The organism is Cellulomonas sp. PhB143 (assembly GCF_003752595.1).
GTDB lineage: Bacteria > Actinomycetota > Actinomycetes > Actinomycetales > Cellulomonadaceae > Paraoerskovia.
Map to the genome: position 1 here is coordinate 178,599 of NZ_RKIJ01000009.1, position 25,373 is coordinate 203,971.

Annotated in this window: 21 protein-coding genes; 6 read left to right on the plus strand and 15 right to left on the minus strand. The window is 73.4% G+C overall.

Annotated features, from left to right (window positions below):
• Nucleotide 1: 1 nt before the first annotated feature.
• The 3 genes from EDF32_RS02280 to EDF32_RS02290 form a co-directional block, all read right to left on the minus strand.
• The gene (locus EDF32_RS02280; RefSeq protein ID WP_123306907.1) at nt 2-1,303 is read right to left on the minus strand and encodes a CDP-glycerol glycerophosphotransferase family protein; all 1,302 of its coding nucleotides are present in this window, start codon (nt 1,301-1,303) and stop codon (nt 2-4) included.
• A gap of 64 nt (nt 1,304-1,367) precedes the next feature.
• Nucleotides 1,368-3,977, minus strand: coding sequence for an N-acetylmuramoyl-L-alanine amidase (locus tag EDF32_RS02285; RefSeq protein WP_123306908.1), 2,610 nt, complete (start codon nt 3,975-3,977; stop codon nt 1,368-1,370).
• Nucleotides 3,978-4,013: 36 nt separating this feature from the next.
• A complete protein-coding gene (locus tag EDF32_RS02290) occupies nt 4,014-5,765 on the minus strand; it encodes a glycosyltransferase (protein ID WP_123306909.1) in 1,752 nt (583 codons plus the stop codon).
• A gap of 90 nt (nt 5,766-5,855) precedes the next feature.
• On the opposite strand from EDF32_RS02290, the gene EDF32_RS14520 reads away from it, so the two are divergent.
• Nucleotides 5,856-6,923, plus strand: coding sequence for an acyltransferase (locus tag EDF32_RS14520; protein WP_158614043.1), 1,068 nt, complete (start codon nt 5,856-5,858; stop codon nt 6,921-6,923).
• Nucleotides 6,924-7,020: 97 nt separating this feature from the next.
• On the opposite strand, the gene EDF32_RS02300 is transcribed toward EDF32_RS14520, so the two are convergent.
• The 4 genes from EDF32_RS02300 to EDF32_RS02315 form a co-directional block, all read right to left on the minus strand.
• Nucleotides 7,021-7,665 (minus strand): hypothetical protein, encoded by a 645-nt coding sequence (locus EDF32_RS02300; RefSeq protein ID WP_123306910.1) that lies wholly within the window; start codon nt 7,663-7,665, stop codon nt 7,021-7,023.
• 233 nt (nt 7,666-7,898) lie between these two features.
• Complete coding sequence (locus tag EDF32_RS02305; RefSeq protein ID WP_123306911.1) at nt 7,899-8,108, minus strand: Trm112 family protein; 210 nt, start codon at nt 8,106-8,108, stop codon at nt 7,899-7,901.
• A 7-nt stretch (nt 8,109-8,115) separates the two neighbouring features.
• Entirely contained in the window at nt 8,116-9,606 is a 1,491-nt protein-coding gene (locus tag EDF32_RS02310; RefSeq protein ID WP_123306912.1) for a phosphomannomutase/phosphoglucomutase, read from the minus strand.
• A gap of 35 nt (nt 9,607-9,641) precedes the next feature.
• Nucleotides 9,642-9,995 carry a DUF3499 domain-containing protein gene (locus EDF32_RS02315; protein ID WP_123306913.1) on the minus strand — a complete coding sequence of 118 codons (354 nt, stop codon included), beginning with the start codon at nt 9,993-9,995 and terminating at the stop codon, nt 9,642-9,644.
• 197 nt (nt 9,996-10,192) lie between these two features.
• Between EDF32_RS02315 and EDF32_RS15060 the strand changes: the two genes are divergently transcribed.
• A complete protein-coding gene (locus EDF32_RS15060) occupies nt 10,193-10,741 on the plus strand; it encodes a metallopeptidase family protein (RefSeq protein ID WP_370449889.1) in 549 nt (182 codons plus the stop codon).
• Here EDF32_RS15060 and EDF32_RS14525 read toward each other — a convergent pair.
• The 3 genes from EDF32_RS14525 to EDF32_RS02335 all read right to left on the minus strand — a co-directional run bounded on the left by EDF32_RS14525 (nt 10,735) and on the right by EDF32_RS02335 (nt 16,237).
• Complete coding sequence (locus EDF32_RS14525; protein WP_158614044.1) at nt 10,735-12,414, minus strand: DUF5719 family protein; 1,680 nt, start codon at nt 12,412-12,414, stop codon at nt 10,735-10,737. The genes EDF32_RS15060 and EDF32_RS14525 overlap by 7 nt on opposite strands.
• Nucleotides 12,411-15,902, minus strand: a complete 3,492-nt coding sequence (locus tag EDF32_RS02330) for a glycosyltransferase (RefSeq protein ID WP_123306914.1) — start codon at nt 15,900-15,902, stop codon at nt 12,411-12,413. The genes EDF32_RS14525 and EDF32_RS02330 overlap by 4 nt, the downstream gene beginning before the upstream one ends.
• A gap of 71 nt (nt 15,903-15,973) precedes the next feature.
• Nucleotides 15,974-16,237, minus strand: a complete 264-nt coding sequence (locus EDF32_RS02335; protein WP_199734808.1) for a WhiB family transcriptional regulator — start codon at nt 16,235-16,237, stop codon at nt 15,974-15,976.
• A 236-nt stretch (nt 16,238-16,473) separates the two neighbouring features.
• Between EDF32_RS02335 and EDF32_RS02340 the strand changes: the two genes are divergently transcribed.
• Entirely contained in the window at nt 16,474-17,247 is a 774-nt protein-coding gene (locus EDF32_RS02340) for a TIGR03089 family protein (RefSeq protein ID WP_123306916.1), read from the plus strand.
• A gap of 43 nt (nt 17,248-17,290) precedes the next feature.
• Nucleotides 17,291-18,175, plus strand: a complete 885-nt coding sequence (gene rfbA / locus EDF32_RS02345; RefSeq protein ID WP_123306917.1) for a glucose-1-phosphate thymidylyltransferase RfbA — start codon at nt 17,291-17,293, stop codon at nt 18,173-18,175.
• Here rfbA and rfbD read toward each other — a convergent pair.
• Nucleotides 18,172-19,020, minus strand: coding sequence for a dTDP-4-dehydrorhamnose reductase (rfbD, locus tag EDF32_RS02350; protein WP_123306918.1), 849 nt, complete (start codon nt 19,018-19,020; stop codon nt 18,172-18,174). The genes rfbA and rfbD overlap by 4 nt on opposite strands.
• Nucleotides 19,021-19,118: 98 nt before the next feature.
• Between rfbD and EDF32_RS02355 the strand changes: the two genes are divergently transcribed.
• Nucleotides 19,119-19,763 carry a dTDP-4-dehydrorhamnose 3,5-epimerase family protein gene (locus EDF32_RS02355; RefSeq protein WP_123306919.1) on the plus strand — a complete coding sequence of 215 codons (645 nt, stop codon included), beginning with the start codon at nt 19,119-19,121 and terminating at the stop codon, nt 19,761-19,763.
• A gap of 135 nt (nt 19,764-19,898) precedes the next feature.
• Here EDF32_RS02355 and rfbB read toward each other — a convergent pair whose 3' ends face one another.
• From rfbB to EDF32_RS02375, 4 genes are read right to left on the minus strand one after another with little or no spacing between them, the layout of a single operon-like run.
• The gene (gene rfbB, locus EDF32_RS02360) at nt 19,899-20,894 is read right to left on the minus strand and encodes a dTDP-glucose 4,6-dehydratase (RefSeq protein ID WP_123306920.1); all 996 of its coding nucleotides are present in this window, start codon (nt 20,892-20,894) and stop codon (nt 19,899-19,901) included.
• A gap of 21 nt (nt 20,895-20,915) precedes the next feature.
• Complete coding sequence (glf, locus tag EDF32_RS02365) at nt 20,916-22,088, minus strand: UDP-galactopyranose mutase (protein WP_123306921.1); 1,173 nt, start codon at nt 22,086-22,088, stop codon at nt 20,916-20,918.
• A gap of 37 nt (nt 22,089-22,125) precedes the next feature.
• The gene (locus EDF32_RS02370; RefSeq protein ID WP_123306922.1) at nt 22,126-22,971 is read right to left on the minus strand and encodes a glycosyltransferase; all 846 of its coding nucleotides are present in this window, start codon (nt 22,969-22,971) and stop codon (nt 22,126-22,128) included.
• On the minus strand, nt 22,964-23,962 hold the full coding sequence (locus EDF32_RS02375) for a glycosyltransferase (RefSeq protein ID WP_123306923.1): 999 nt from the start codon (nt 23,960-23,962) through the stop codon (nt 22,964-22,966). The genes EDF32_RS02370 and EDF32_RS02375 overlap by 8 nt, the downstream gene beginning before the upstream one ends.
• A 130-nt stretch (nt 23,963-24,092) precedes the next feature.
• Between EDF32_RS02375 and EDF32_RS02380 the strand changes: the two genes are divergently transcribed.
• Nucleotides 24,093-25,373, plus strand: a complete 1,281-nt coding sequence (locus EDF32_RS02380; protein WP_233565634.1) for an LCP family protein — start codon at nt 24,093-24,095, stop codon at nt 25,371-25,373.

The window sequence follows — 25,373 nt, forward strand, 5'->3', positions numbered from 1 at the left end:
GTCAGACCGGCGCGGTGCCTGATCCCGCGGAAGCAGGTCCGCGGAGCGTGAGCCGCCGCAGCTCACCGTCGTGCTCGGCGATCATGGCGCCACAGGCGTCCAGGAACCGTCGCGTGGCCGCCCCGGGCGTGATGTCCCCGAGGTAGTACTCGGTCATCCGCAGCCTCCGGTCCCGGAAGGGATCCTCGCGGACCTGGTAGAGCACCGTGCGCGCCACCTCGTCCGCGTCGTCCGCGCCGAGGCGTGCGCACGCCTCGAGGATCGGGCTCCGCGCCGTGACGACTCCTCCCGCGGGCTCCGTCACGATCAGCGGACGCCCCGTGGGCAACCAGTCCATGGCGACCGCCGACACGTCGCACACCAGGATGTCCGCACCGCCGAAGGCCTGCTCGATGCTGCCGCCGCTGGCGACCTCGTGGGGCGAGCCGTGCCCCACGTGGTTCGCCGACTCGATGATCTGCCGCACCTCGGCATCAGCATCGCCGTAGGCCGCCGAGCGGACGCCCGTGAGCGGGTGCGGCCGGTAGAGGAGCCGCACACCGTCCGCCGCGACCAGCGCTCGGGCGATCCGCGGGCCCTGCGCGGCCAAGGACCCGTACGCGGCAGAGGGTTGCGCACCCTCCCAGGTTGGGGCGTAAAGGACGGTGATCGGGTCGGCTGCGGAACGCAGGCGCGGCCGCCGCGCCTCGATCGACGCCGGGGCGTCGAGCTGGGGACGTCCCACCTCGACGCAGTGCTCGTTCGAGTCCAGGTGTGGCACGTAGCGGGCGAGGCGATCCACGGCGGCCGTCCCCGCGACGAACGACCGGTCGTACGCCTTCGTCTGGTGAGAGACGGAGACGACCTTGTCCGAGTCGCCGTGCAGCAACGAGACGTGCATCACCGACGTGAATCGCAGCATCGAGAAGTTGAGCGGGTTGTGGTTGACGTAGAGCGCGAGCCTCGTCGAGCTGCCGTCCAGCATTCCGTCGAGCGTCGCGTAGTGGGCGACCGTGACGACACGGAACGAGGTCTCGGACCGCACAGCGCGGGCAGTGCGCGAGTCGCTCGCGACCACGAGGAGCTTTCGCTCGGCGGCCAGAGCCTCGAACGGCCCGTACCACTGCCGCAGCTGGTACAGCCCGTCCGGTGTGTCGGCGAAGAAGACGACGATCTCTTCCTCGAGCGGACGTCCGGCGAGCGAGGCGTCGTCGCCCAGCCCGTCGGGCATACCGCCGGGCAGCAGGCCGAGCCGACGAAGGAGGGTCCCCCCGATGCTGCGGAGCTTCCGCCGGCGCGTGCTCCCGCGAGACTTCGACGACATCCTGGTCCTTGCTCGATCGATAGGGGTCACCCGATCCTAGCGATGAATCGGCACGTCCAGGACCTCACCGGTGCGCGAGAGCGATGGCCGAGACCCGTACCACCCGGTCGTCCAGCGACTTCAGCACGACGGTGCCGTCGGTCGCGCGCGGGAGCACCACGTCAAAGCCGTCCACCCAGTCGCGGGCTCCGCGCATGTCGATCGTGCCGTAGCGCTTCCCGCCCACGTACACCGCGATGCGCCCCGAGTCGGCGTCCTGCCGGCCGATCACCCGGACCCGTCGCACGTCCTGGGCCCCTCGGACCGTGATGGTGGACCCCGCGTTGCGGGCACCGAAGGCGTAGTTGCGGTAGTAGCGGTCGTCGGCGTCCTTGCCCCACACGTGGGCGCCCCCGGAGCGTTGCCACAGCGTGCTCGCGAGCGGCCGAGCGATGGAGGGATAGGAGGAGTGCCCCCCGGCCCCCGTCCGCCCCACGGCGCGTACGGCCACCACCCAGACCGTGCCCGGAGCGCTCATGGCCTGCGTATAGCTCGTCCTCGTGGTCGTGCCCAGCCGGGTCCATGACCCCGGGAGCGTGGCACCGTGGCTTGCCTTGCGCCCGTAGACCTCGTACCGCAGAGCCCCGTTGACCGCGGACCAGCGGAACGTCGTGCTGTCCGCGAGCTGGACCGGCGTCTGGCTCGACGCGAGCGAGACCAGCTTCGGGCGTCCCGGCACTCCCGGCGGAGCCGCGGTCCGCGGGAACGCAACGGCGCTGACGCGCACCTGCTTCCCCGAGTCGACGCTCGAGAGCCGGACCGTCCCGGACATCGACTTCGACAGCGGCACTGTCAGGACCGTGCGGCTGTGGGTCACCGCCGTAGCCAGGGAGACGGTGCCGACAGTGCTCCCGCCGATGGTCACCCGCAGGCGCCCGTACCCCGGGCCGGTCGGCGCGACGATGACGACCTGGCGAGCCTGTCTGACCCCGGACACCTGGACGTACGCCGTACCGCTCGTGCTCCGGCGGGCACTGCCCCAGTAATACTTGGAGCTCGAGACCTTGGTGTACGACGGGCTGAACTTCATGGACCCGACCGGCACCGGGCGCGTCGTCTGCCGCAGGACGGCGACCGGTCCCAGCCTCCCCTTCGCGTCGACGGGTCGCGCCGCGACAACCCTCGTGAGCCCTGCGGATGTCGTGATCGTGGCTTTGGGAGACTTCACGGACCCGATGACGGTCCAGGTCCGACCGTCAGGCATCGAACTTGTGAACGCGGCATGGCGCTCGAGCAGCTGGTACTTCACCGCGCCGGAGACCGCGCGCCAGGAATAGGTCGTCGTGGAGTACTCCTGCATCGGGGCCTGCGTCGCCGCGGGGGCGCTCGGCGAGACGGCTGCCGTGGTGTACCGGACCGAGCCGTACCGCTTCTTCGCGGCATCGACGAGGGTGTCGACGTTGTGGCGGATCCCGCCGAGCTTCGCATAGAGCTTCGCCCCCGGGCACGAGGTCTGGTTGGTGTCCCGGTGGCCCTGGATCGTGCGGACCGTGATCTTCTTCCCTGCCGCGGCCTTCGTGTCGCTCACCGAGCTGCTCCCGGTGGTGAGCGTCGCGCGCCCCTGGGGATCGATCCCGTACTGGTACGCCTTCCAGGCGAGCACCTTCTCGATGGACCGGACCATCGCGGCCGGCGGGTTCGCGGACTGGAAGTTGCCCATCGCGGAGACGCCGATGGTCTCGGTGTTGTACCCGCCGGCCTGCGCGCCGAGCGGGTTGTCGGAGATCGCGTCCTTGCGTCCCTGGAACACGGTGCCGTACCGGTCCACGAGGAACTGGTAGCCGATGTCCGGCCAGCCCCGGGACTTCGTGTGGTAGGCGTAGATGCCCCGCACGATGGACGCGGAGTCCGAGCGCGAGTAGGAGTTCGAGCCTGCGGTGTGGTGGACGTACATGACCTTGAGGTGGGCCGAGACCGTCGGCCAGCTCGAGGCCAGCCGCTCGTCGGCCCCCCACCTCGCCCGCGTCACGATCGACGGCTGGATCTCGTAGCCCGTGGCCGCGTCCGCGCTCGCCGCGGGCGCGCCGGCCGACAGCTCGTCCGCCGCCGACTCCCCCGGGTCGATCACGTCGATCCGCAGGCCCGCGGGCGCCTTCCCTGACGCGGTCACGACCCTCGCCTGGACCCCGTCGGACCCGGGGCTGATCACGGGCTGCGTCCCGCCGCGCTCCCCGGGGATGCCGAGCGAGTCGACCTCCAGCGCGGTCCAGTCGGACCACCGGTCGTCCTCGTGCACGCGCACCGCGACGTCGCGTACCTCGTCGCCCTCCGCGGGCTCGTCCCAGGTCACCCCGGCCACGAGGAACTCCCCCGTGAAGGTCAGCGGGCTCAGGGCGGCGAGCTCGCCGCCCGCATCGTTGCCCAGCTCGGTCTGGGCCTCCGCGGCCTCTCCCGCCTCCGCGGCGTCCGGTTCCGGGTCGGGCTGATCGGCCGTGGCGTCGATGTCCGCGTCGACCTCGGCGGGCTCCAGCGCGGTCGCGTCGTCGGCGGCGGCGGTGTCGACGCCGTCGAACGTCACCTCGTCCGTCGTCGGGGCGACGGCGTGCGCCTCGGGCACCGGGAGGTTGACGACCGGGACGACCACGCCCGCCCCGGCCAGGACGGTGATGACGGCTGCTGCGAGGACCTTGCGCATCGCACGAATGTAACCTCCGTCACATTCGCGTGCCTCTCAGCCGTCGAACCGCGCGTCCCACGCCGCGCGGGAGGACGCCTCGGGCAACGCCGCCGCGTAGTCGCGCCGCAGCCCGTGCCACGCGCGCGCCGTCCGCAGGTGCAGGTGCAGGGCCTCGCGCAGCAGGCGGCGCGCCCGCTGCGGGTCGCGCACGAGCGCGGCGCCACCCTCCCCCGCACCGAGCAGGACGACGTCGCGGCCCAGCGCGGCGCGCCAGGTGAGCTCCGCGGGGCTCGCGAGCGCCACCGCGCCGCGGCGGCCGCGCACCCGGGCGGCTCGTCGCAGTCCCGTCAGGGCACGCCGCAACGCCGGGACCAGGGCCAGCGGCGGACCGGGGACGGCGACGACGTCGGGCACAGGAGGACGGCCGGCGGCGTCGATCAGCGCCTGGGCGCGGGGCCGCACGGCGGTCAGGTCCTCGGAGAGCCAGCCCGGACCGCCGGCCGCCTCGGCGATGGCGGCGTTCCACAGCTCCGCGGCGTCGTACTGCAGGGAGAGCACGTGCTTGACCTGGTGCACGAGCGAGTCGAGCAGCACGCCGCGTCCCGCCCCGTACGCGGCGGCGGTGGCGAGCCGGTTGCGGTGCAGCGGCCACGACGACCAGGAGGAGATCGTCCCCTTCGCCGCCCAGGTGGGGTGCCAGACCGCGGGGCCCGGGATCGTGGCCACGGCCATGCCCGCGGCGCGCGCACGCAGGCCGTACTCGGCGTCGTCCCACTTGAGGAAGTACGGCACGGCGAGGCCGAGGCGCGCGACCGTCCCCGGTGGCAGCAGCGTGCCCCACCAGGCCGTGTACTCGGAGCGGTCGCGCGGCGCGGTGAAGGACCAGGTGTCCGGCCCGCCGTCCGCGACGTCGACGCCGTCGCCCAGGCCGTCGACAGGGCCCCAGGCGAACGTCCGGCGTCGGACGCCCTCCGCGAGCGCCTCCAGCGACGTCGGGGCCTCGGCGGAGAGCAGCCCGGTCCCGAGGATCGTCGGGTCGACGACGAGGGTGGAGAGCACGTGCAGGCGGCGCAGGCCCTCGGGCTCGATCTCCGCGTCGTCGTCGAGCAGGAGCACCGCGTCCTCGGGCCAGCGGAGCGACTCGACCATGCCGCGCGAGTAGCCGCCGGACCCGCCGAGGTTGCCCTGCTCCAGCAGCACCACGCGGTCGCCGGCGGCATCGAGCACCTCCCCCGCCCCGGCGGCGCTCGCGAGGCTCCCGCCCTGGTCGATGACGACGACGTGGCCCACCGTCTCGGCAAGGCCGGCGGCGCTGAGGCGGGCGACCTGGTCCAGGCAGTCCTGCTCGCGCCGATACGTCGGGACGACGACGGTCACCTTGCCCGCGCGCCCGCGCGACCTGCCGAGACCCCCGCCCGAGGCCCACTCCACGGACTCCAGCATCGCGCCGTCGGGGCCGGCAGCAAGCTCCAGCCAGTACCAGTCGGTGCCCTCGGTCCGCGGCAGGTGGGTCTCGTACGTCCCGTCGAGGAGCCGGGAGTCGACGACGTGCCGCCGGCCACCGCCCGCGCCCCAGACCGTCAGGGTGCCGCGCCCCCGCACCCGCAGGCGCAGGTGACCGGGCCCCAGGAGCTCGCGCCACCACCCGACCGGCGCGGCGTTGAACCACGTCCCGAGGTCGAGGACGCCGCCCGGCTCGACGACGAGAGCGTCGTCGTCCGACAGCTCCGCGGGCCCGCGCCAGAAGGCGGGACGGCGCGCGTCGATGTCGGTGACGGCCAGGCGCTGGAGGTCGGTCGACGGCATCGCGCCAGTCTAGGTGCGGGCCCGCACGGGTCCGGTGCGGACCCGCGAGCGAGACGGGGACCGGGTTCCGGTGGCCTGTATGTTGGCGCGGTGACCGTGAACCCCCCTCCGCCCCGGGCCCGGCTGCGCGCCCTCGACGGGCTGCGATTCCTCGCCGCCGTCGCAGTGGTCGGGTACCACTACACCGGCGTGCGCACCGGCTTCTGGGGAACCGCCCCCTCGAACGTCTTCCCGACGCTGAACCACGTGACCCGCTACGGCTTCATCGGCGTGGAGCTGTTCTTCGTCATCTCCGGCTTCGTGATCCTCATGACGGCGTGGCGTGCTCCTATCGAGCGCTTCACCGCGTCGCGGATCGCCCGGCTGTTCCCCGCGTACTGGGCGGCCGTGATACTCACGGCGATCATGCAGTACTTCTGGGGCGGCGGGCGGCAGCCGTCGCTGCGCGAGACCCTGGTCAACCTGACGATGCTGCAGGACCCGTTCGACATCGTGGACATCCAGGGCGCGTTCTGGACGCTGTGGATCGAGCTGAAGTTCTACCTGCTCATCGGGGTCTTCGTGCTCGTCGGGATCAACCGGGCCCGCGTCATCGCGTTCGCGGCCCTGTGGCCCTTGCTCTCGCAGATCGCCCAGGTGACCCACGCCCCGATGCTGGGATCTCTCCTCATCCCCTCCTACGCGCCGTACTTCGCGGCGGGGATGGCGCTGTTCCTGCTCTACCGTGACGGCAACAGCGTGATCGTGTGGCTGGTACTGGCCCTGGACACGATTCTGTGTCTCGACCAGATCACTGACTACGCACCGCGGGTCTCTCGCTACGTCGGCCAGGAGGTCTCCCCCGCCGTCTGCGGGGTCCTCGTCCTCGTGTTCATCGCACTGGTATGGGCTGTCTCGTCGGGCCCGCTGGCTCGCATCCAGTGGCGGTGGCTCACCGTGGCCGGTGCCCTGACCTACCCGCTCTACCTCGTGCACGGCCAGTTCGGGTTCATGATCATCGACCTGCTGCACGAGCGCCTGAACGCCTATGTCACGCTGTCCGTCGCCGTGCTCGTCGCGGTCGCCCTCGCGTTCGCGCTGCACTACCTCGTCGAGCGTCGGTTCCACGATCCGCTGCGCGGTGCGGTGCAGCGCGGACTGTCCGACCTGAAGACGTAGTGCCGGCTCGGCGACGCAAGTCCGGGTGCACGACCGTGGGCCCACGACCGGATGGTCGTGGGCCCACGGTCGTACGACGGGTTCGGAGGGACGACCGTCAGCGCACGTCGACAAAGTCGCCGGTGCTGACGTGTGACGCGTAGAGCGAGTTGCCGGCGTAGGTGGCGCTCCAGACGCCGTCCTGCTTGGCCGTAAACCGCTTGGAGTACTTCCCGTGGCTGTTCGTCGTCACGGAGCCGGCGTACCGCTTGGGCGAGGATCCGGTGGGGTCGAAGTAGAGCTTCACCGTGCGGCCCGAGAAGGGCGTGTAGTAGGCGCTGCCGTAGGACGGGACCTTCAGTGCCTTCACGGTGCCGACGACCGAGATCGCCGAGCCCTTCTTCACGGGCTCGGGGGTCGCGTTGAGGGAGATCTGTGTCGAGCGCTTCAGGTAGAAGGTGCTCTCGTAGTCGTCACTGATGTAGTCGTAATTGCCATTGGCGAAGTCCGCCCAGGCGTCGACCCCGACCCACCACTTGCCGACAGGGTTGCTGTTGTCGACGTAGGTGGTTCCCCGCCAGATGTCGCCGCGGCTGGTCGCCTTAAGCTCGAAGTACTCCCACCCGTATCCGTTGTCCGACTCGAGCGTCACGTCGGGCGCGTCGATCGAATAGCGGCTCGTGCCGTAGAAGTCGACGGTCACGGTGATCTTTGACTTGCCCGACGACTTCAGCGGCTCGGCCGAGACCTTGACGCTCTGCACGGACAGTGAGTCATCGCTAGCGGCCTGTGCTGGGGCGGCCATGCCAACCAGGGCAAGGCCGACGGACAGCGCCGAGGCCACGAGGGTCTTCTTCATCATGGGAGTTCTCATTCGTCCAGGGCGTAGCACCTCTACGCTGACGGAATCCTAGGTGCCCGAAGGCTCCTGGAACGCGTCCGGCGGGTGTCGACCTGGCCACAGCACCGAATTCACCCGCGGTGCTCACAGGCTCGCTACAACCACCGCGCGTCGCTCTCCAGCAGCACCGGGATCCCGCCGCGCACCGGGTAGGCGAGCGGGCGGTCCGGGTCGGTCGAGTGCAGCTCCGGCGCGCCGTCGGGCCCGGTGCCGGGCACCAGCCGCGCACCCGTCGCGGGGCACCGCAGGATCTCGCTGACCCAGGGGTCCAGCGCCGGCACGCCGTGGTTCGGGAAGTCGGTCATCGGGTCCTCAGCTCTCGTCCGGCTCGCCCGGCTCGTCCGCGCGCACGAGCGACAGGACGTCGTCGCGCACCTTCTCCATGATGTCCTCGTCGGCCGCCTCGACGTTCAGCCGCAGGAGCGGCTCGGTGTTCGACGCCCGCAGGTTGAACCACCACTGCGGCTGCGCGCCCCAGTGCGAGACCGTCAGCCCGTCGAGCTCGTCGACCTCGACCGGCCCCGCGCCCTCCTCGGTCACGTAGGCCTGCACGACGCGCGCGCGGGCCGCCGGCACGTCGGCGACGCGGGAGTTGATCTCGCCCGAGGCCGTGTACGGCTCGTACATCTCCGCCACGACGGACAGCGGGTGCGGCTGGCTGCCGAGCGCCGCCAGGACGTGCAGGGCCGCGAGCATGCCGGTGTCGGCGAAGAAGAAGTCGCGGAAGTAGTAGTGCGCGCTGTGCTCACCGCCGAAGACGGCGTCGTTCTCGGCCATCTGCGCCTTGATGAACGAGTGCCCCACACGCGTGCGGACCACGCGGGCGCCGGCGGCGTCGAGGAAGTCCGGGACCGCGCGCGAGGTGATGAGGTTGTGGATGACGGCCGGGTGCTCTGCGCCCCGTGCCTTTTCCTTCTCGACCTCGCGCAGCCCGACCAGCGCCGTGATGGCCGACGGCGAGACCGGGTCGCCGTGCTCGTCGACCACGAAGCAGCGGTCGGCGTCCCCGTCGAACGCCAGCCCCAGGTCCGCGTCGTGCTCGACGACGGCCGCCTGCAGGTCGCGCAGGTTCGCCGGCTCGAGGGGGTTGGCCTCGTGGTTCGGGAACGAGCCGTCGAGCTCCCAGTACAGGGGCACGAGGTCGAGCGGCAGCTCGGGCAGCCCGGCGCCCGTGCCGAGCACGGCCGGCGCGGTGAACCCGCCCATGCCGTTGCCGGCGTCGATCACGACCTTCAGCGGACGGATCCCGGAGATGTCCACCAGGCCGCGCAGGAACGCGGCGTACTCCGCGAGCATCTCCCGGTCGCTCACGTCGCCGGCGCGGGGCGCGGCGTCGGGCAGGCCGTCGTCGAGGTAGGACTGGGCGAGGGTCCGCACCTCGGCGAGGCCGGTCTCCTGGCCCACCGGGCGCGCGCCGGCGCGGCACAGCTTGATCCCGTTGTAGATCGCGGGGTTGTGGCTCGCGGTGAACATCGCCCCGGGCCGGTCGAGGACGCCCGACGCGTGGTACAGGCCGTCGGTCGAGCAGAGCCCGATGCGGACGACGTCCACGCCCGCGGAGGTGACGCCCTCGGCGAACGCGTCGACGAGGCCCGGCCCCGACTCGCGCATGTCGTGACCGATCACGAGGCCGGGGCGGTCGGCGTCCAGCGCCCCGTCGTGCGAGACGTCGGCCCACTCGGGGACGACCACGACGCGGGCGAAGGCCGCGCCGACGGCGCGCGCCACCTCGGGGCCCAGCTGGTCGGGGACGACGCCGCGGACGTCGTAGGCCTTGATGATCTCGGAGAGGTCCTGGGTCACGCCGGTCAGCCTATCGGTCGGGGTGGCCGCGATCCTCAGCCCCGGTCGGCGCGCAGCACGCGCAGGTGACCGCGGCGTCCGACCTCCGTGACGTCGTCGGGCTCCCCCCGGCGCGGGGCACGGCCGGCCTCGCGGACGGCGTCGGCGAGCGCCGACAGGTCGTCCGGGCTGGGCCCCGACTCGACGAACTCCGGCTCGAGTCGCACGACCTCCCAGCCGCGCGGCGCGGTCAGGCGCTCCGCGTGGTCGACGCACAGGTCGTAGCTGTGCGGCTCCGCGAGGTGCGCGAGAGGGCCCAGCACCGCGGTCGAGTCCGCGTAGACGTAGGTGAGGGTGGCGACCGCGGCACGCGTGCACGCGGTGCGGGAGCACTGCCGGACCGGTTTCACGGGCTCAGCGTAGGCCCGCGCACCGACATCGACGTCCCGCACACGCCGCCGCCCGGGTGCCGCCGTCTGCCCCCAACGCCGTCGGCCCCACCGCCGAACGCGTCCTTTGTCGGCCCGAACCGTCGATCCGGCCGACGGATGACGCGCTCGGCGGTGGGGCGATGGCCCCGGCCGGGAGCGCGGCCTAGAGTCGACGCGTGCCCCCGCCACGTCGACCCGATCAACCGAGCCCCGACGCGCCCCGCTCCACACGCCGCGACGGGCCGGTCTGGTCCAGCGCCCAGCGCGACCTGAGCGCCCGCGCGGAGGCGTTCGCGTTCGTCGTGCCCGACGGCGTCGCCCCGCACCGTCGCCGTCGCGACCGGCGGGGTCGCGGCGTCCGCGGCCCGTTGCTGCCCCAGAACGTGCCCGCCTACCTGACCCGCGCCGAGCGGTTCGACGACCACGTGCTCGCAGCCGTCGAGCGCCTCGAGCGCCGGTGGGGCGACGAGCTCGGCGGGACCGAGTTCGCCGTCGAGGACGTCCCGCCGTCCGACCCGGCCCCGTGGGAGGACCGCGGCGTACTGCTCGGGCGCTGCCACCCGGCGGAGTCGGGCCAGCCCGCACGGATCGTGGTGTTCCGGCGGCCGCTGGAGACCCGGGCGGGCAGCGTCGAGGACCTCGAGGACCTCGTGCACGACGTCGTGGTCGAGCAGGTCGCCCAGCTCCTCGCCCGCAGCCCCGAGGAGATCGACCCGGACTACTGACCCGACGGGGTCGGCGTGGGCTCGGGAGCGGGCTCCGGGGCGCCGGACTGGCCGCCCACGGTCTCCGTCTCCCGGACGCTCACGTCGCGCTCGCCCGGACCACGCAGGACCGGCGCGAGCGCCGAGACGAACGACCCGGGGTCGCCCTTCGTCGCGTGCGGTGCCTGCGGTCCCGCGTCCAGGCTCACGCCCCACACGGCCCGGGCGTCGTCCCCGCCGTCGGCGGTCAGCGAGACGGCCGCGACGCGGGGCGCCTTCGCGTCCTTCGCGGCCTTCTTCGCGAGGTCCGCCACGTCGACGGTCGCCGTGCGGCCGGCCTTGACCGACACCGCACGCTCGGCCACGGCAGCGCCGTCGGTCCCGTACGCCGTCAGGGTCCCGGCGACGTCCTCGTCCCCCACCGCGCCCACGCCGACGACGCCGTGCACGCCCTCGGGCAGCGCGACCGAGCCGAGGTACCCGGCGGCGTCGACGGACCGCGTGAGGTCGGACGCCGCAAGCCACGCCTGGTCGTACTGGATCCCGCCGCGCGTCGAGTCCGGGTCGGGCGTGCCGGCGCGCGAGAGCCAGGCGCCGCCGACTACGGGCCCGTCGGCGTCCACCACGACCGTGTAGGTGCCGGCGGGCAGGCCGCCGAGGCCGACGTCCTGGACCACGCCGTCGTCCAGCGAGACCTTCTCGGCGCCCGGGATGGCGACCTCGCCGTCCGGCCCGAGCGCGCGCACGGTGGCGGTGACCGGGTCCCCGTCGGGCGCCAGGAGCCGCAGGCGCGGGGCGTGGTCGTCGCCCACCGCCTCGCCCGCGCTGACGACGCCGGCCACGGCGAGCGACGTCGTCGGGCCGGAGCCGGGCGTGACGTCGTCGACCCCCTGGGCGACGATCCCGCCGACCGTGCTGTGCTGCAGGTAGGCCGAGACGAGGCCGCCCTCGCTCTCGACGTGCACGACGACGCGCTCCTGGTCGGGCACGCCCGCCTCGACGAGCGTCTCGACCTCGCCCTGCGGCGGGACGACGAACCGGTCGGAGCCGCCCACCGTGACCTCACCCGTGGGCCCGAACACCGTCATGGACACCGACGCGGCGGTGCTGCCGGGGTTCTGCAGCACCAGCCGGCTCGAGCTGCCGAGCTCCGTGCTGCCGCCCACGAGCCACTGGTTGATGGACGGCGCCGTGCACGACGCCGCCGCGAGGCCCCGCAGGTCGCCCGACGCCGTGGTGGACGCCACCGCCGCCGTGCCCGTCGGCCCGGTCCCGCCCTGCGGCTGCGCGACGAGCACGCGCGGGTGCTTCGCGTCGTCGGACGCGATCACCGCCGCGTCGGGCCCGGCGTCCAGCGTGACCGGCTTCGAGGCGTCCAGCGGGCCGAACGTGCCCTTCGCGTCCGGGCCGACGACGGCCGCGGCCGCCGTCGAGGTCGTGCGCACCGGGTCGGCGTCGAACGCCTTGTCCCCCACGGACCGGTCGTCCGTCAGCCGCGCGCCGGACGGGCAGGACAGCACCTGCTCGGCCGCGGGCACGCTGACCTGCCGCACCGCGGAGGAGCCGGCCCCGCCGTGGAGCGAGTCGCCGAGGCCGGGGAGCGGGTCGAGCCCGTAGGCCGCGACCGCGCCGACCGCCGCGACGAGCACGACGCCGCTCGTGATCGCGCCCGCGCGGCGCCACCGGCCCGTCAACGGACGGTCCCCCGACGGCGGCGCGTCGGCAGCGCGAGCAGCGCCACCACGAGGAGCACGAGGCCGCCACCGACGATCCACGGCGTGCGCAGCCCGTCACCGTCGTAGCGGACGGCGAGCGTGCCGGCACCGGTGCCGACCTCGAACGCCTGACGCCCGTCCACGGTCGCGGGCCGCAGCGCCCGGCCGTCGAGCGTGGCCGACCAGCCCGGGTCGGCGTGCTCGGCGAGGACCACCCGGCGCGGCGCGTCGGAGGCGAGGAGCTGCGCGTGCACCTCCGCGTCCTGGGCCGCGAGGTCGCGCAGGTCCGTGCCGTCGCCGGCGACGAGCGTCGCCCAGGCCGGCGGGACGGCGTCCGCGGCGTCCGTGCGCGCGACGCGCCAGAACACTGCGGAGCGGCCCTGCGTCACGCGCTCGAGCCCGTCGATGGTGTCGAGCCGGGTCACGAGCTCGGCGCGCGAGCGCGTCGGGTCCGGCGTGGCCGGGACCAGCACGCCGCCGACGCCCAGGTCCGCGAGCCGGTCCGCGACGTCGGCGCCCCCGACGGCGGAGATGTCCCCGACGACCTGCGGGACGGCGTCGGCCGGGGACGCGTCGCTGCCGACGAACGCGCGCAGCCGCGCGACGGCGGCCGAGTCCACGAGCTGCGCGCCGTCGCCGCGCAGCAGCGCGTAGACGATGGTCCCGTCCGGGCGGGTCTCCAGGGAGAGCACGCGGGCGAGCCGCGGTGGCGCCTGCAGCTGCTGGCCGACCGGCGGGACGACGGTGGTGGTCGTGGCCTGCAGGCTCCCGACGGCGGCCGGGCGCACCTGCGTGGCGCCGTCGGCCGCCGGGGCCGTACCGCCACGGTCGACCTCCGCGTCTACCCACGCCCACCCGGCGCCCACGGGCGCCGCCACGCACACGAGGACCAGGACGGCCGCGCCGACGTGCACCAGGGCGCGGCCGAGCCGCCCGCTGCGCGAGGCCGGCGCGGGACGCGGAGCGGCGGGGAGCTCGCCGTCGTCCCGGCGGCGCAGGCCGACGAGCCCGGCGACGAGCAGACCGAGGACGACGAGCGAGAGGGCCGGACCGGGCGAGCCGGGCAGGCTCGCGCCCGTCGCCGGGTCGACCGCGACCGTCGTCGCGGCCACCGGGACCGCCGTCGCCAGACCGAGGAGGGCGAGCACCCAGCCGAGGCGGGCGCCGCCGACGCGGGCGCGCCGGAGCAGCCCCACGAGCGCCGCGACCGCGACGAGGCCCGTCAGCACGTAGGGCGCCCACGCGGCCGCCGTCGTCCACGGGTCGGCCGAGGGATCGAACCAGCCGGCGGGCTCGCCCGGCCAGCCGAGAAGCATCTGCCACGGCTCGGCGGCGACCGACGCCGACGGCACGCCCGGCCCTGCGGCGAGGAGCCGCCAGCCGCCGTCGGTCCACGTCGTGACGACCTCCAGCAGGTACGGCGCGCAGACGACCAGGGCGGGGACGGCGACGAGCACGAGGTAGCGCCGGCCCTGGTGCACGACCGCGCCGACGACCACCAGCGCCACGAGGGCCGCGGGCAGCAGCATGGGGGCGGCGCCGACCGCGAGGGCGAGCGCCAGCCCGGCGGCGGCGGCCGAGCCGAGCGACGGAGGCGCGGCGGTCTCCGCGTGCAGGGTGCGGCGAGAGACGACGACCTCGACGTGGTCGGTGGCCTGCGCCCCCACGGCGCGCGCGACGCCGTACGCCGCCCACGGCAGCGCGGCGTGCGCCAGGACCGCGCCGAGGTTCCCGCCGGCCAGCCCGACCAGCAGCGGCGGCGCGACCACCCAGACCGCGACCGCCCACGACCGCAGCGCCACCGACCGGGTCACCGCGCCCGCCGCGAACCACGCGCCGAGACCGGCGAGCACGAACGAACCGATCAGCAGCACGTTCACCGCCGCCTGCAGGTGGCCCCCGGTGAGCACCGTGAACGGGACGAGCACCGTCAGGAGCGGGTCGGCCGGACCCTGCTCCCCCAGGCCGGTCTGCACCCAGCCGCTGGTCGCCGCGCGCCACAGGTCGCCCAGGGAGCCGTCGGCGGTCAGCAGCGCACCGCCGACGAGGCGCCCGCCCGAGGCGAGGGTGCCGAGCATCGGGCCGTACACCCACGCCGTCAGACCGAGCAGGACGACGGCCATGGCGGCGAGGACGGTGCGGCGACGCACCGCGAGCGCGCGCAGCTCCGACCGCTCGATCTCGGTGGGCGCGGTCCGCGCGAGCGAGCGCTCGAGGCGCGAGCGGCGCAGGTTGCGGCGCTCGAGGGTCACCTCGCGCCAGGTGCCGAGCAGCGGCGTCAGCGCCGAGCGCGGGACGGTGCTGGTGCGCCGGACGCCACCGCGCGCCCGGGAGAGCGGCCCGAGCCGGACGGCGACGACGACGAGCGCCGCGACGATCTCGTCCACGGCCTGCATCGGCCGTTTCGCGGCGAGCCGGTACATCGCCCGCACCGGCGACCACAGCACCGTGCCGACGATCAGGAAGGGCACGAGCGCACCGTGCACGCCGACGAGCCGGTAGTACATCTGCGACCGGCGCCGGGCGCGGTAGGTGTTGCCGGGGCCGGTGTCGATGTCGGGGCGCCGACGGCGCGGCACGTGCACCGGGGCGTCGGTCGGGCCGGCGTCTGCCGGCTCCGCCGGCTCCGCCGCTTCCTCCACGCGCAGCCCACGCAGGCTCGCCTGCGCGTGGTGCACCACGGCCCGCGGGACGACGACGACCCGGTGGCCGGCGAGCCGGGCGCGCCGGCACAGGTCCAGCCCGTCGCCGAACGCCCCGTACTCGGGGTCCGTGCCGCCGAGCTGGTCCCACACGCCCCAGCGCACGAGCGCGCCGGCGAGCCCGACGGCGAGCACGTCGTCGCGCGCGTCGTGCTGGCCCTGGTCGATCTCGGCGACGTCGATCCCGGTCATCCGCCGCCCGAGCGGGGACGTCGTGAAGCCCACCTCGAGCAGGACGTCCGGGTCGCTCCATCCGCGCTGCTTCGCGCCCGCCACGGCGACGCTCGGGGTGTGCTCGACGGCGGCGACCAGGTGGGCGAGCGCGTCGGGCTCCGGTGCGGAGTCGTCGTGCAGCAGCCACAGCCAGGTGGGGGCGTGGACGGCGTCGGACAGGGCGAGCTCGACGGCCTGGCCGAACGAACGAGCGTCGGGGGCGGCGACGAACCGGGCGTCGCCGAGCTGCAGGTCGCGGTAGTCGCGCATCGAGGCCGACGCGCCGACGTCCACGACGACGACCCGGTCCGGACGGTCGGACTGGGCGCCCAGCGCCGCGAGCGTCCGGGCGAGGTACGGGGTGTGACCGCGGGTGACGACGACGGCCGTCACGGTCACCGCGACGGGGACGGCGCCGGTCACGGCGCTCACCGCGGCAGCCGCACCGGACCCCGGGGCGTGGGGCAGGCGGTCGCCGGTGGAGTCGCGAGCCTCGTCGCGCGGGGCGGTGCCCTCGCCGACGGGGGTGGTCGCGGTGTCGGAGGTGCTCATGCTGCAGCCATCATGCGCCCGGTCACGGACGCATCACGGGAGCCGCGCGGCCCGGTGTGTCGCTGCGGCGCTCAGACGACCTGGCGCTTGAGCCGGCGGCGCTCCCGCTCGGAGAGCCCGCCCCAGATGCCGAAGCGCTCGTCGTTCTCCAGCGCGTACTCCAGGCACTCCTGGCGGACCGGGCACCCGACGCAGACCTTCTTGGCCTCTCGCGTCGACCCGCCCTTCTCGGGGAAGAACGCCTCCGGGTCGGTCTGCGCGCACAGGGCGCGCTCCTGCCAGCCGAGCAGGGTCTCGTCGATCTCGTCCTGCGCCTGCCCGAACAGCGGGAGCACCGGGGCAAGCTGCCCCTGCTGCTCGACCGCGGGCCGGTGCCCCACGTCGCTGGGGAAGTCCCCATCACTACCGTCCAGAACGTTCCACATGATGCGCCCCTCATCTCCGCGTGGAAATTGCTTACTGAGAATTACACGCGTGTCATCCGCCTCCGTCAAACGGAGGGTGTGCTATCGGCGTGCCGACATCGTGCTGTGCACCGATTTCATCCGGTACGTACCTCTACGCTGACGAGATGCCCGCCTTCCCCGCCTCCGTCGCCACGCTCCTGCAGGCCCTCTCGCGCGCGCCGGGCGCGCCGCGCATCACCTGGTACGGGGACGACGGCGAGCGCATCGAGCTCTCGGGCGCCGTACTGGAGAACTGGGTCAGCAAGTGCACCAACCTGCTGGTCGAGGAGCTCGACGCCGCACCCGGCACGCGGGTGGTGCTGGACCTGCCCGCGCACTGGCGCTCGCTCGTCTGGGCCCTCGCGGCGTGGCGCTGCGGCGCGACGCTCACCGCCGCCGAGCCCGCGGACGTCGTCGTCACGACGCGGCCCGACGCCTGGTCGGGCCCCCGGGCCGCCACCGGCACCGGCACCGCCGAGGTCGTCGCCGTGGCGCTGCCCGCCCTGGCGCGCCGTTTCGACGGGGACCTGCCCCCCGGGGCGATCGACGCGGCGTCGGCCGTGATGACCTACGGCGACCGGATCGGCTGGGCGCCGGACACCGACCCCGCCTCCCCCGCGCTGGACCGGACCGACGAGGGTGACGGGGACATCGTCGTCCACCGCGACCTGATCAAGGTCGCCGCGCGCACCGCTGGGGTTCCCGACGGCGCCCGCGTCCTGCTCGACGCGGGCGCGGCCGGGCCCGCACAGGTGCTGCTCACCGTCGTCGGCGTCCTCGCGGGCGACGGTTCGGTCGTCCTGGTCTCCCCCGCAACCGCCGGCGCGCTGCGCGCCGACGCCGCACGGCGCGCGAGGCTCGTCGACGGCGAGCGGGTGACTCTCGACCTGTTGGCCTGATCTGGCCGACCGGCGTGGCGCCGATGCGGCATGATGACTCACCATGCGCGGAATCATTCTGGCCGGCGGCTCCGGCACCCGGCTGCACCCGGTCACCCAGGGCGTCAGCAAGCAGCTCGTCCCGGTGTACGACAAGCCGATGGTCTACTACCCGCTCTCGACGCTGATGCTTGCCGGCATCCGCGACGTGCTGGTGATCACGACGCCGCACGACGCCGAGCAGTTCCGACGGCTGCTGGGCGACGGGTCGCAGTTCGGCATCTCGATCGACTACGCCGTGCAGGAGCAGCCGAACGGGCTCGCGCAGGCGTTCGTCCTGGGTGCCGAGTTCATCGGGAACGACTCCGTGTCGCTCGTGCTGGGCGACAACATCTTCTACGGACCGGGTCTCGGCTCCCAGCTCCAGCGCCACGCGGAGCCGGACGGCGGAACCATCTTCGCCTACCGGGTGTCCGAGCCGCGCGCCTACGGGGTCGTCGAGTTCGATCGATCGGGGCGCGCGCTCTCGATCGAGGAGAAGCCCGACCATCCCCGCTCGAGCTATGCGGTGCCCGGGCTGTACTTCTACGACAACGACGTCGTCGAGGTCGCACGGACCATCCGGCCCTCGCCCCGCGGCGAGTACGAGATCACGGACGTCAACCGCCACTATCTCGATCAGGGCCGGCTGAACGTCGAGGTCCTCCCGCGCGGCACGGCCTGGCTCGACACCGGGACCTTCGACTCGCTGCTCGACGCGGCCGACTACGTGCGCACCATCGAGAACCGGCAGGGACTGAAGATCGGGGCACCCGAGGAGATCGCCTGGCGTCAAGGGTTCCTCACCGATGAGGGGCTCCGCGAGCGGGCGGAGCGACTGGTCAAGTCGGGCTACGGCACCTATCTGCTCGGCCTGCTCGAGCACGCGAGCTGGGACGGACGCCTCTAGCCGGCGAGCACCTCGCTCGCCGCGAGAGCCCACCGATCGCGCCAGTCCCCGATCGGCTCGACGCCGGCGCCACGCGACCGCTCGTGCCCCAGGACCGAGTAGGCGGGGCGGGGTGCCGGTCGGACGAACGACTCGCTCGTCACGGGAGTCACGGAGTCGGCGTCGAGCCCTGCCGCCTCGACGGCGGAACGCGCGAACTCGTACCACGACGCCTCGCCCGACGACGTCGCGTGGTAGATCCCGCCGGGAGCGTCGGCCTCGACGAGCCGGGCGATCGTCTCCGCCACGTCGCGGGTCCACGTCGGCTGCCCGATCTGGTCGGTGACGACCGCCACGCCGCCGCGCTCGCGCGCGACCCGGACGATCGTCCGCGGGAAACAGCCGCCACCGGCACCGTAGAGCCACGCCGTGCGCACGACCATGTTCTGCGCGGAGGCGGCAAGCACTGCCCACTCGCCCGCCGCCTTCGTCCGGCCGTAGGCGGACGACGGCGCGATCGGAGCGTCCTCGCCGTACGGAGCTCTGGCAGCTCCGTCGAACACGTAGTCCGTGGAGACATGGACGACCCGAGCGCCGTGCGCCGCCGCGGCCCGTGCGACGTGGGCGGCACCGACGGCATTGAGCGCGAACGCGTCGGCCTCGTGGTCCTCTGCCGCGTCGACCGCCGTGTACGCGGCACAGTTCACGACGACGTCCGCGCCCTCGAGCGCGGCGGCCACCGCCGGTGCGTCCAGCACGTCGAGCTCTTGCCGACCGAGCGCGTGCACCTGTTCGCCCCGCGACCCGAGAAGGTCGGTCACGTCCTGGCCGAGCATCCCCCGGGCACCCACGACGATCCACTTCACGTTCTGCTCCCCCGTGCTCGTCCCTGCGGACCGTCGACGGTCCGGCTCGCCAGCGTAGCGGGATATCGTGGACCGCCGCCGCCGACGAAGGAGCCCTCATGCAGATCCGCGAGCTGTCCGTCCCCGGAGCCTACGAGCTCACACCGCGCCAGTTCGGCGATCCGCGCGGCGTCTTCCTCGAGTGGTTCACGGCCGGCTCGTTCGCGGGCGCCGCCGGGCACGCGTTCGGCCTCGAGCAGGCCAACCTCTCGGTCTCGGCCGCCGGCGTGCTGCGCGGCGTGCACTTCGCCGACATCCCGCCCGGGCAGGCCAAGTACGTGACGTGCCCCAAGGGCGCCGTCCTCGACGTCGCGGTCGACATCCGCGTGGGGTCGCCGACGTTCGGGCAGTGGGACTCCGTGCTGCTCGACGACGTGGACCGCCGCGCGATCTATCTGCCCGAGGGCGTGGGACACGCCTTCATGTCGCTGGAGGACGACTCGACGGTGCTGTACCTGTGCTCGTCCGGGTACGCCCCAGAGCGCGAGCACGGCATCCACCCGCTCGACCCGGAGCTGGGCATCGAGTGGCCGACCACGGCGCGCGACGGCTCGCCGCTCGTGCCGCAGCTGTCCGCGAAGGACGAGGTGGCGCCGACGCTCGCGCAGGCGCTGGCCGCCGGGACGTTGCCCGACGCCGGGACGGTCGAGGCCTACGTGGCGGGGCTGCGTCGTCGGGCGCACGAGGACCCGACACCCGCCTGACCGCCCACGCACCTGTCAGACCCTCCCCCCGCCATACCGGGGCCCACGTCTGACAACCCGCGAGGTCACCGACGTGTCAGACTCCGGCCCCGCCATACCGGAGCCCAGGTCTGACAACCTCGGAGGAACGGCGCGTCAGGCGTGGCCCGCCGCGCGGTACCGCTCCTCGGTCGCGGCCTTCGCGGGCCGCCACCAGTCCTCGTTCGCCCGGTACCAGTCCACGGTCGCGGCGAGGCCGTCGTCGAACGACGTGAAGCGCGGCGCCCAGCCGAGCTCGGTGCGCAGCCGCGTCGAGTCGATCGCGTAGCGCAGGTCGTGGCCCGCGCGGTCGGTGACGTGGTCGAAGTCGTCGCCGTCACGCCCGAAGATCCCCAGCAGGGCGCGGACGACCTCGAGGTTGGACTTCTCGCCGTCGGCCCCGATGAGGTAGGTCTCCCCGATCTGCCCTCGCTCGATGATCGCCCACACCGCCGCGTTGTGGTCCTCCACGTGGATCCAGTCGCGCACGTTGGCCCCGGCGCCGTAGACCTTGGGTCGCACGCCGTCGACGAGGTTCGTGACCTGGCGCGGGATGAACTTCTCCACGTGCTGGTACGGCCCGTAGTTGTTCGAGCAGTTCGAGATGGTCGCCGCGACGCCGAACGAGCGGACCCACGCCCGCACGAGCAGGTCGCTTCCGGCCTTTGTCGACGAGTACGGCGAGGACGGGTTGTACGGCGTCGACTCTGCGAACCGCGCCGGGTCGTCGAGCTCCAGGTCGCCGTACACCTCGTCGGTGGAGACGTGGTGGTAGCGCACCCCGTGGCGGCGCACCGCCTCGAGCAGCGTGAAGGTGCCGACGACGTTCGTCCGCACGAACGGCGACGGGTCGGTCAGGGAGTTGTCGTTGTGCGACTCGGCGGCGAAGTGGACCACGAGGTCGGCGTCCGCGACGAGCCCGTCGACCACCGCGGCGTCGGCCACGTCGCCGCGGACCAGCCGCACCCGGTCGAGGCCCTCGAGGTTGCGGGCGTCGCCGGCGTAGGTGAGCAGGTCGAGGACCGTCACCTGCGCGTCCGGGCGCTCGCGGACGGTCTGCCGCACGAAGTTGGTCCCGATGAACCCGGCGCCGCCGGTGACGAGAACTCGCATGTTCTGCCTCTTTCTCGGCGCTCAGGCCGTCAGCGACTCGCCCGACGCGAAGTGCGGGGCGATCCTGTTGTCCACCATCGACAGCGCGGACCCGATGGCCATGTGCATGTCGAGGTACTGATAGGTGCCGAGCCGTCCGCCGAACAGCACGTCCCGCTCGCCCTGGGCGAGCTCGCGGTAGGCGAGCAGCCGCGCGCGGTCGGTGGCTGTGCTGATCGGGTAGTACGGCTCGTCCCCGGGCTCGGCGAACCGCGAGAACTCCCGCATGATCACCGTCTTGTCCTTGACGTAGTCCCGCTCGGGGTGGAAGTGGCGGAACTCGTGGATGCGCGTGTACGGGACGTCGGCGTCGGCGTAGTTCATCACCGTGGTGCCCTGGAAGTCGCCCACGGGCAGCACCTCGCGCTCGAAGTCGAGCGTGCGCCAGGACAGGGGCCCCTCGGCGCCGTCGAAGTAGCGGTCCACGGGCCCGGTGTACACGACGGGCACGTTCCCGACGACGGCGCGCTTGTTCACCGGCTGCGTCTCGTCGAAGAAGTCGGTCCCGAGGCGCACCTCGATGTTCGGGTGGTCCGCCATCCGCTCGAGCCAGGCGGTGTACCCGTCGACGGGCAGACCCTCGTGCGTGTCGTTGAAGTACCGGTTGTCGTACGTGTAGCGCACGGGCAGGCGCGAGATGATCGACGCCGGCAGCTCGCGCGGGTCCGTCTGCCACTGCTTGGCCGTGTACTCGCGGATGAACGCCTCGTACAGCGGCCGCCCGATCAGCGAGACGCCCTGCTCGTCGAGGTTCGCGGGCGTCCGGTCGCCGAGCTCCGCCGACTGCTCGCGGACCAGGGCGCGCGCCGCGTCGGGGCCGTGCGCCGAGCGGAAGAACTGGTTGATCGTCCCCAGGTTGATCGGCATCGGGAACACCTCGCCGCGGTGCGTGGTGTACACGTGGTGCACGTAGCCGGTGAACGCCGTGAAGCGGTTGGCGTAGCGCCACACGCGCTCGTTCGACGTGTGGAACAGGTGCGCGCCGTAGCGGTGCACCTCGATCCCGGTCTCGGGGTCGTCCTCGGAGTAGGCGTTGCCGCCGATGTGCTCGCGCCGGTCGATCACGAGCACCTTGCGCCCGTGCTCGGCGGCGACCCGCTCGGCCACGGTCAGCCCGAAGAACCCCGAGCCCACGACCACCAGGTCGACGTCCACACCCACTCCTCTCGATCGACGCCCATCACTGTAGGGCTCAGTCCGCGTCGTGGCGGACGACGGCGCGGTAGGCCCGCCTCCGCACGACCTCCGGCGTCAGCCGGTATCCCCCGCGGACCACGACGTTGCGCGCGAAGGTCCAGAACGACGTCATCCCCGTGCGCCACATGCGACGCTGCAGCTCGACCTCCGAGCGCAGCAGCCGCGTGCCTCCGCGGCGCGCGTACGCCCCGGCGCCGACGCGGTACAGGACCAGCGGCCGGTCGACGTTCGCGACGCGGGCACCGTTCTCGATCATCCGCGCGAAGAGCCAGTAGTCCTCCATGAGCGGCAGGTCCTCGTAGCCGCCCGCGGCCGCCACGGCCGAGCGCCGGTACACGACCGACGGGTGGTTGAACGGGGAGCGGAACCGCGCGTGGTGCACGATCTCCGCCTGCCCCACCGGCGGGACCCGGACCAGGCCGCCCTCGGACTCGACGACGAACTCCTCGATCGCGGAGCCGACGACGTCGGCCCCACCGTCCGCACCACCGTCGCCGCCGCTGACCATCGGCACCTGGACGGCGAACCGCTCGGGCCGGGAGACGTCGTCGGCGTCCTGGCGGGCGACGACCTCGTGCGCGCAGCGCGCGAGACCGGCCTCGAGCGCCCGGGCGAGGCCGACGTTGCGCTCCAGCTCGACGACCACGACGGGGACCTCGCTCGTGCGGCGCAGCCGGTCCAGCAGCCGCTGCAGCTCGGTGCGCACGGGGCCGTCGCGGACGATCACGACCTCCGCGGGCGCGAGCGTCTGCTCGGTGGTCACCGACGTGAAGGACCGCTCCAGGAAGTCGGGAGAGTCGCCGTCGTAGACGGGCAGGAGTACGGAGAACTCCTCAGGCACGTCCGGCCGCCCGCTCGACGGCCCGCACGTCGTCGGACGCGCGGCCCAGCCCGGCGAGGACGTCGGCGGTGCGCTGGGGACCGCGCAGGACGCCGTCGCGCAGCCCCTTGGCCCCGCTGCGCACGAGGACCCCGCGGTCGGCGGAGCCCACGAAGGTCCGCGCCCAGCGCACGAGGGAGGAGCCGGTGTAGAGCACGCGCTCGGCGGGCTTGAGGCCGCCGCTGCGCGTGAGCAGCCAGATCTTGTTGCGCACCTCGAAGTAGAAGCGCTCGCCCGGGTCCACGTCCGTGGACCCGAACACCTTGGTCCGGTGCTCGACGACGCTGCCCGCCACGTGCAGGCCCGTCGCGCGGCGCAGCAGACGGCAGGAGAACTCGAAGTCGTCGTTCCAGATGAAGTAGTCCGCGACGGGCAGCCCGTGGGCGCGCACGGCACCCGCGTCGACGAGCATCGAGACGAACGACGACGAGCGCACGGGGATCGCGCCGGCGCCCTGCGCCTCGACGATCGTGGCCTGGTGCGCGCCGGGGCGGCGGCGCGGCGTGTTCATCGGGTGCTCGCGGCCGTCGTGCCACACGACGCGGCTGCCCAGCAGCGCCACGTCGCCCACGTGCTGGTCGCGCGCGCGCAGGAGGACCTCGAGCGCGGTGGGCGTGGGGATCGTGTCGTCGTCCATCAGCCAGACGAGCTCGGCGCCCATCTGCTCGAGCGCGACCGCGAGACCCACCGCGAACCCTCCGGCACCGCCGGTGTTGCGCGACAGCGACAGCAGCCGCGGGCCGGAGGGGTGCTCCGCCGCGACCCGCGCCGTACCGTCGGTCGAGGCGTTGTCGACGACGAGCACGGCGTCGACGGGCCGGGTCTGGTCGGCGAGGGCGTCGAGCGCCGCCCGCAGGAGCTCCTCGCGGTCGAAGGCGACGACGACCGCCACGACACGGGGCGTCGTGGGGGCGAAGGGCGTCGCGGCGTCCGCTGCAGTGTCCTGGGGCATCGTCGCAGGGTACCGGGAGACGGCCCCGGGACCCGAACCGGCACCACGGACCGCTTCTGCACAAGTCCTCCACCGCCTCGGTGCGGCCGGCCCGCAACTCCGCCGCCGCCGCACCCTATGCTCGTGGACCGTGGCTGACCAGACCCGTGCGCAGACGACGCACCGACCCCGCGGACCGGCGCACGCGCGCTCCCTGCACCGCGCCGGCGCGGCGCGACGCATCGGCCTGGCGCTGACCGGCGTCCTCGTGTTCGTCGGCGTCGGTGGCGTGGCCGTCGCCCAGAGCATCAGCGGCAACATCACCACCGCCACGGTCAGCGACGACATGCGCGGCGAGGTGAAGAAGCCGGCGCCCACGGACCCCGACGCGGGCTCGCCCCTGAACATCCTGCTGCTCGGCTCCGACTACCGCGGCGGCGACAACACCGACTTCGCGGTCCAGGGCGTAAGCGGGATGCGCTCCGACACCGCGATCGTGGCGCACGTCTCCGCGGACCGCTCGCGCGTGGAGCTCGTCTCGATCCCCCGCGACTCGATGGTCGACCGCCCCGAGTGCACCACGAGCAAGGGCACGAAGATCCCGGGCGGTCGCGACCTGTTCAACTCCGCCTTCGCCTACGGCGCCGACCGCGGCGGCGACATCGCCTCGGCCGCGGCGTGCTCGATGAACACCATCTCCTCGGAGACCGGCCTGTACATCGACGACTTCGTCGTCGTCGACTTCTCCGGCTTCGAGAAGATGGTCGACGCCGTCGGCGGCGTGCCGATGTGCATCCCCGAGGCGATCGACAACAAGAAGGCGGACCTCAAGCTCAAGGCCGGCGAGCAGACGCTCGACGGCAAGGAGGCGCTCGGGTTCGCCCGCGCCCGCTACGGCATCGGCGACGGCTCCGACCTCAGCCGCATCGGCCGCCAGCAGCAGCTCCTCGCCGCGACCATGAGCCAGGTGCTGAGCAAGAACCTCCTCACCGATGCCCCGGCGCTCTACAAGTTCCTCTCGGCCGCGACCGCGTCGCTGACCGTGAGCGACGGCCTGGGCTCGGTCCCGGACCTCACCGGCCTCGCCTACAGCCTGCGCGGCGTGCGGGCTGACAGCATCACCTTCATGACGATCCCCAACGCCGCGGACCCGTCCAACCCGAACCGGGTGGTGTGGACGCCCGAGGCCGACGACGTGTGGCAGAACCTCGTCGACGACAAGCCGATCGTCGACCCGGAGCCCGAGCGCGCCTCGACGAAGGACGGCGACGCGACGAAGGACGACGCCACGGACTCCCCCTCGGCGGACCCGGACGACGCCGCGAGCGACTCCCCCTCGGCCTCCGCCTCGACGACTCCCGAGCCGAAGGCGACCAAGGAAGCCGGCAAGGAAGCCTTCACGCCCGACGACGTCACCGCCGTCTGCGGGTGA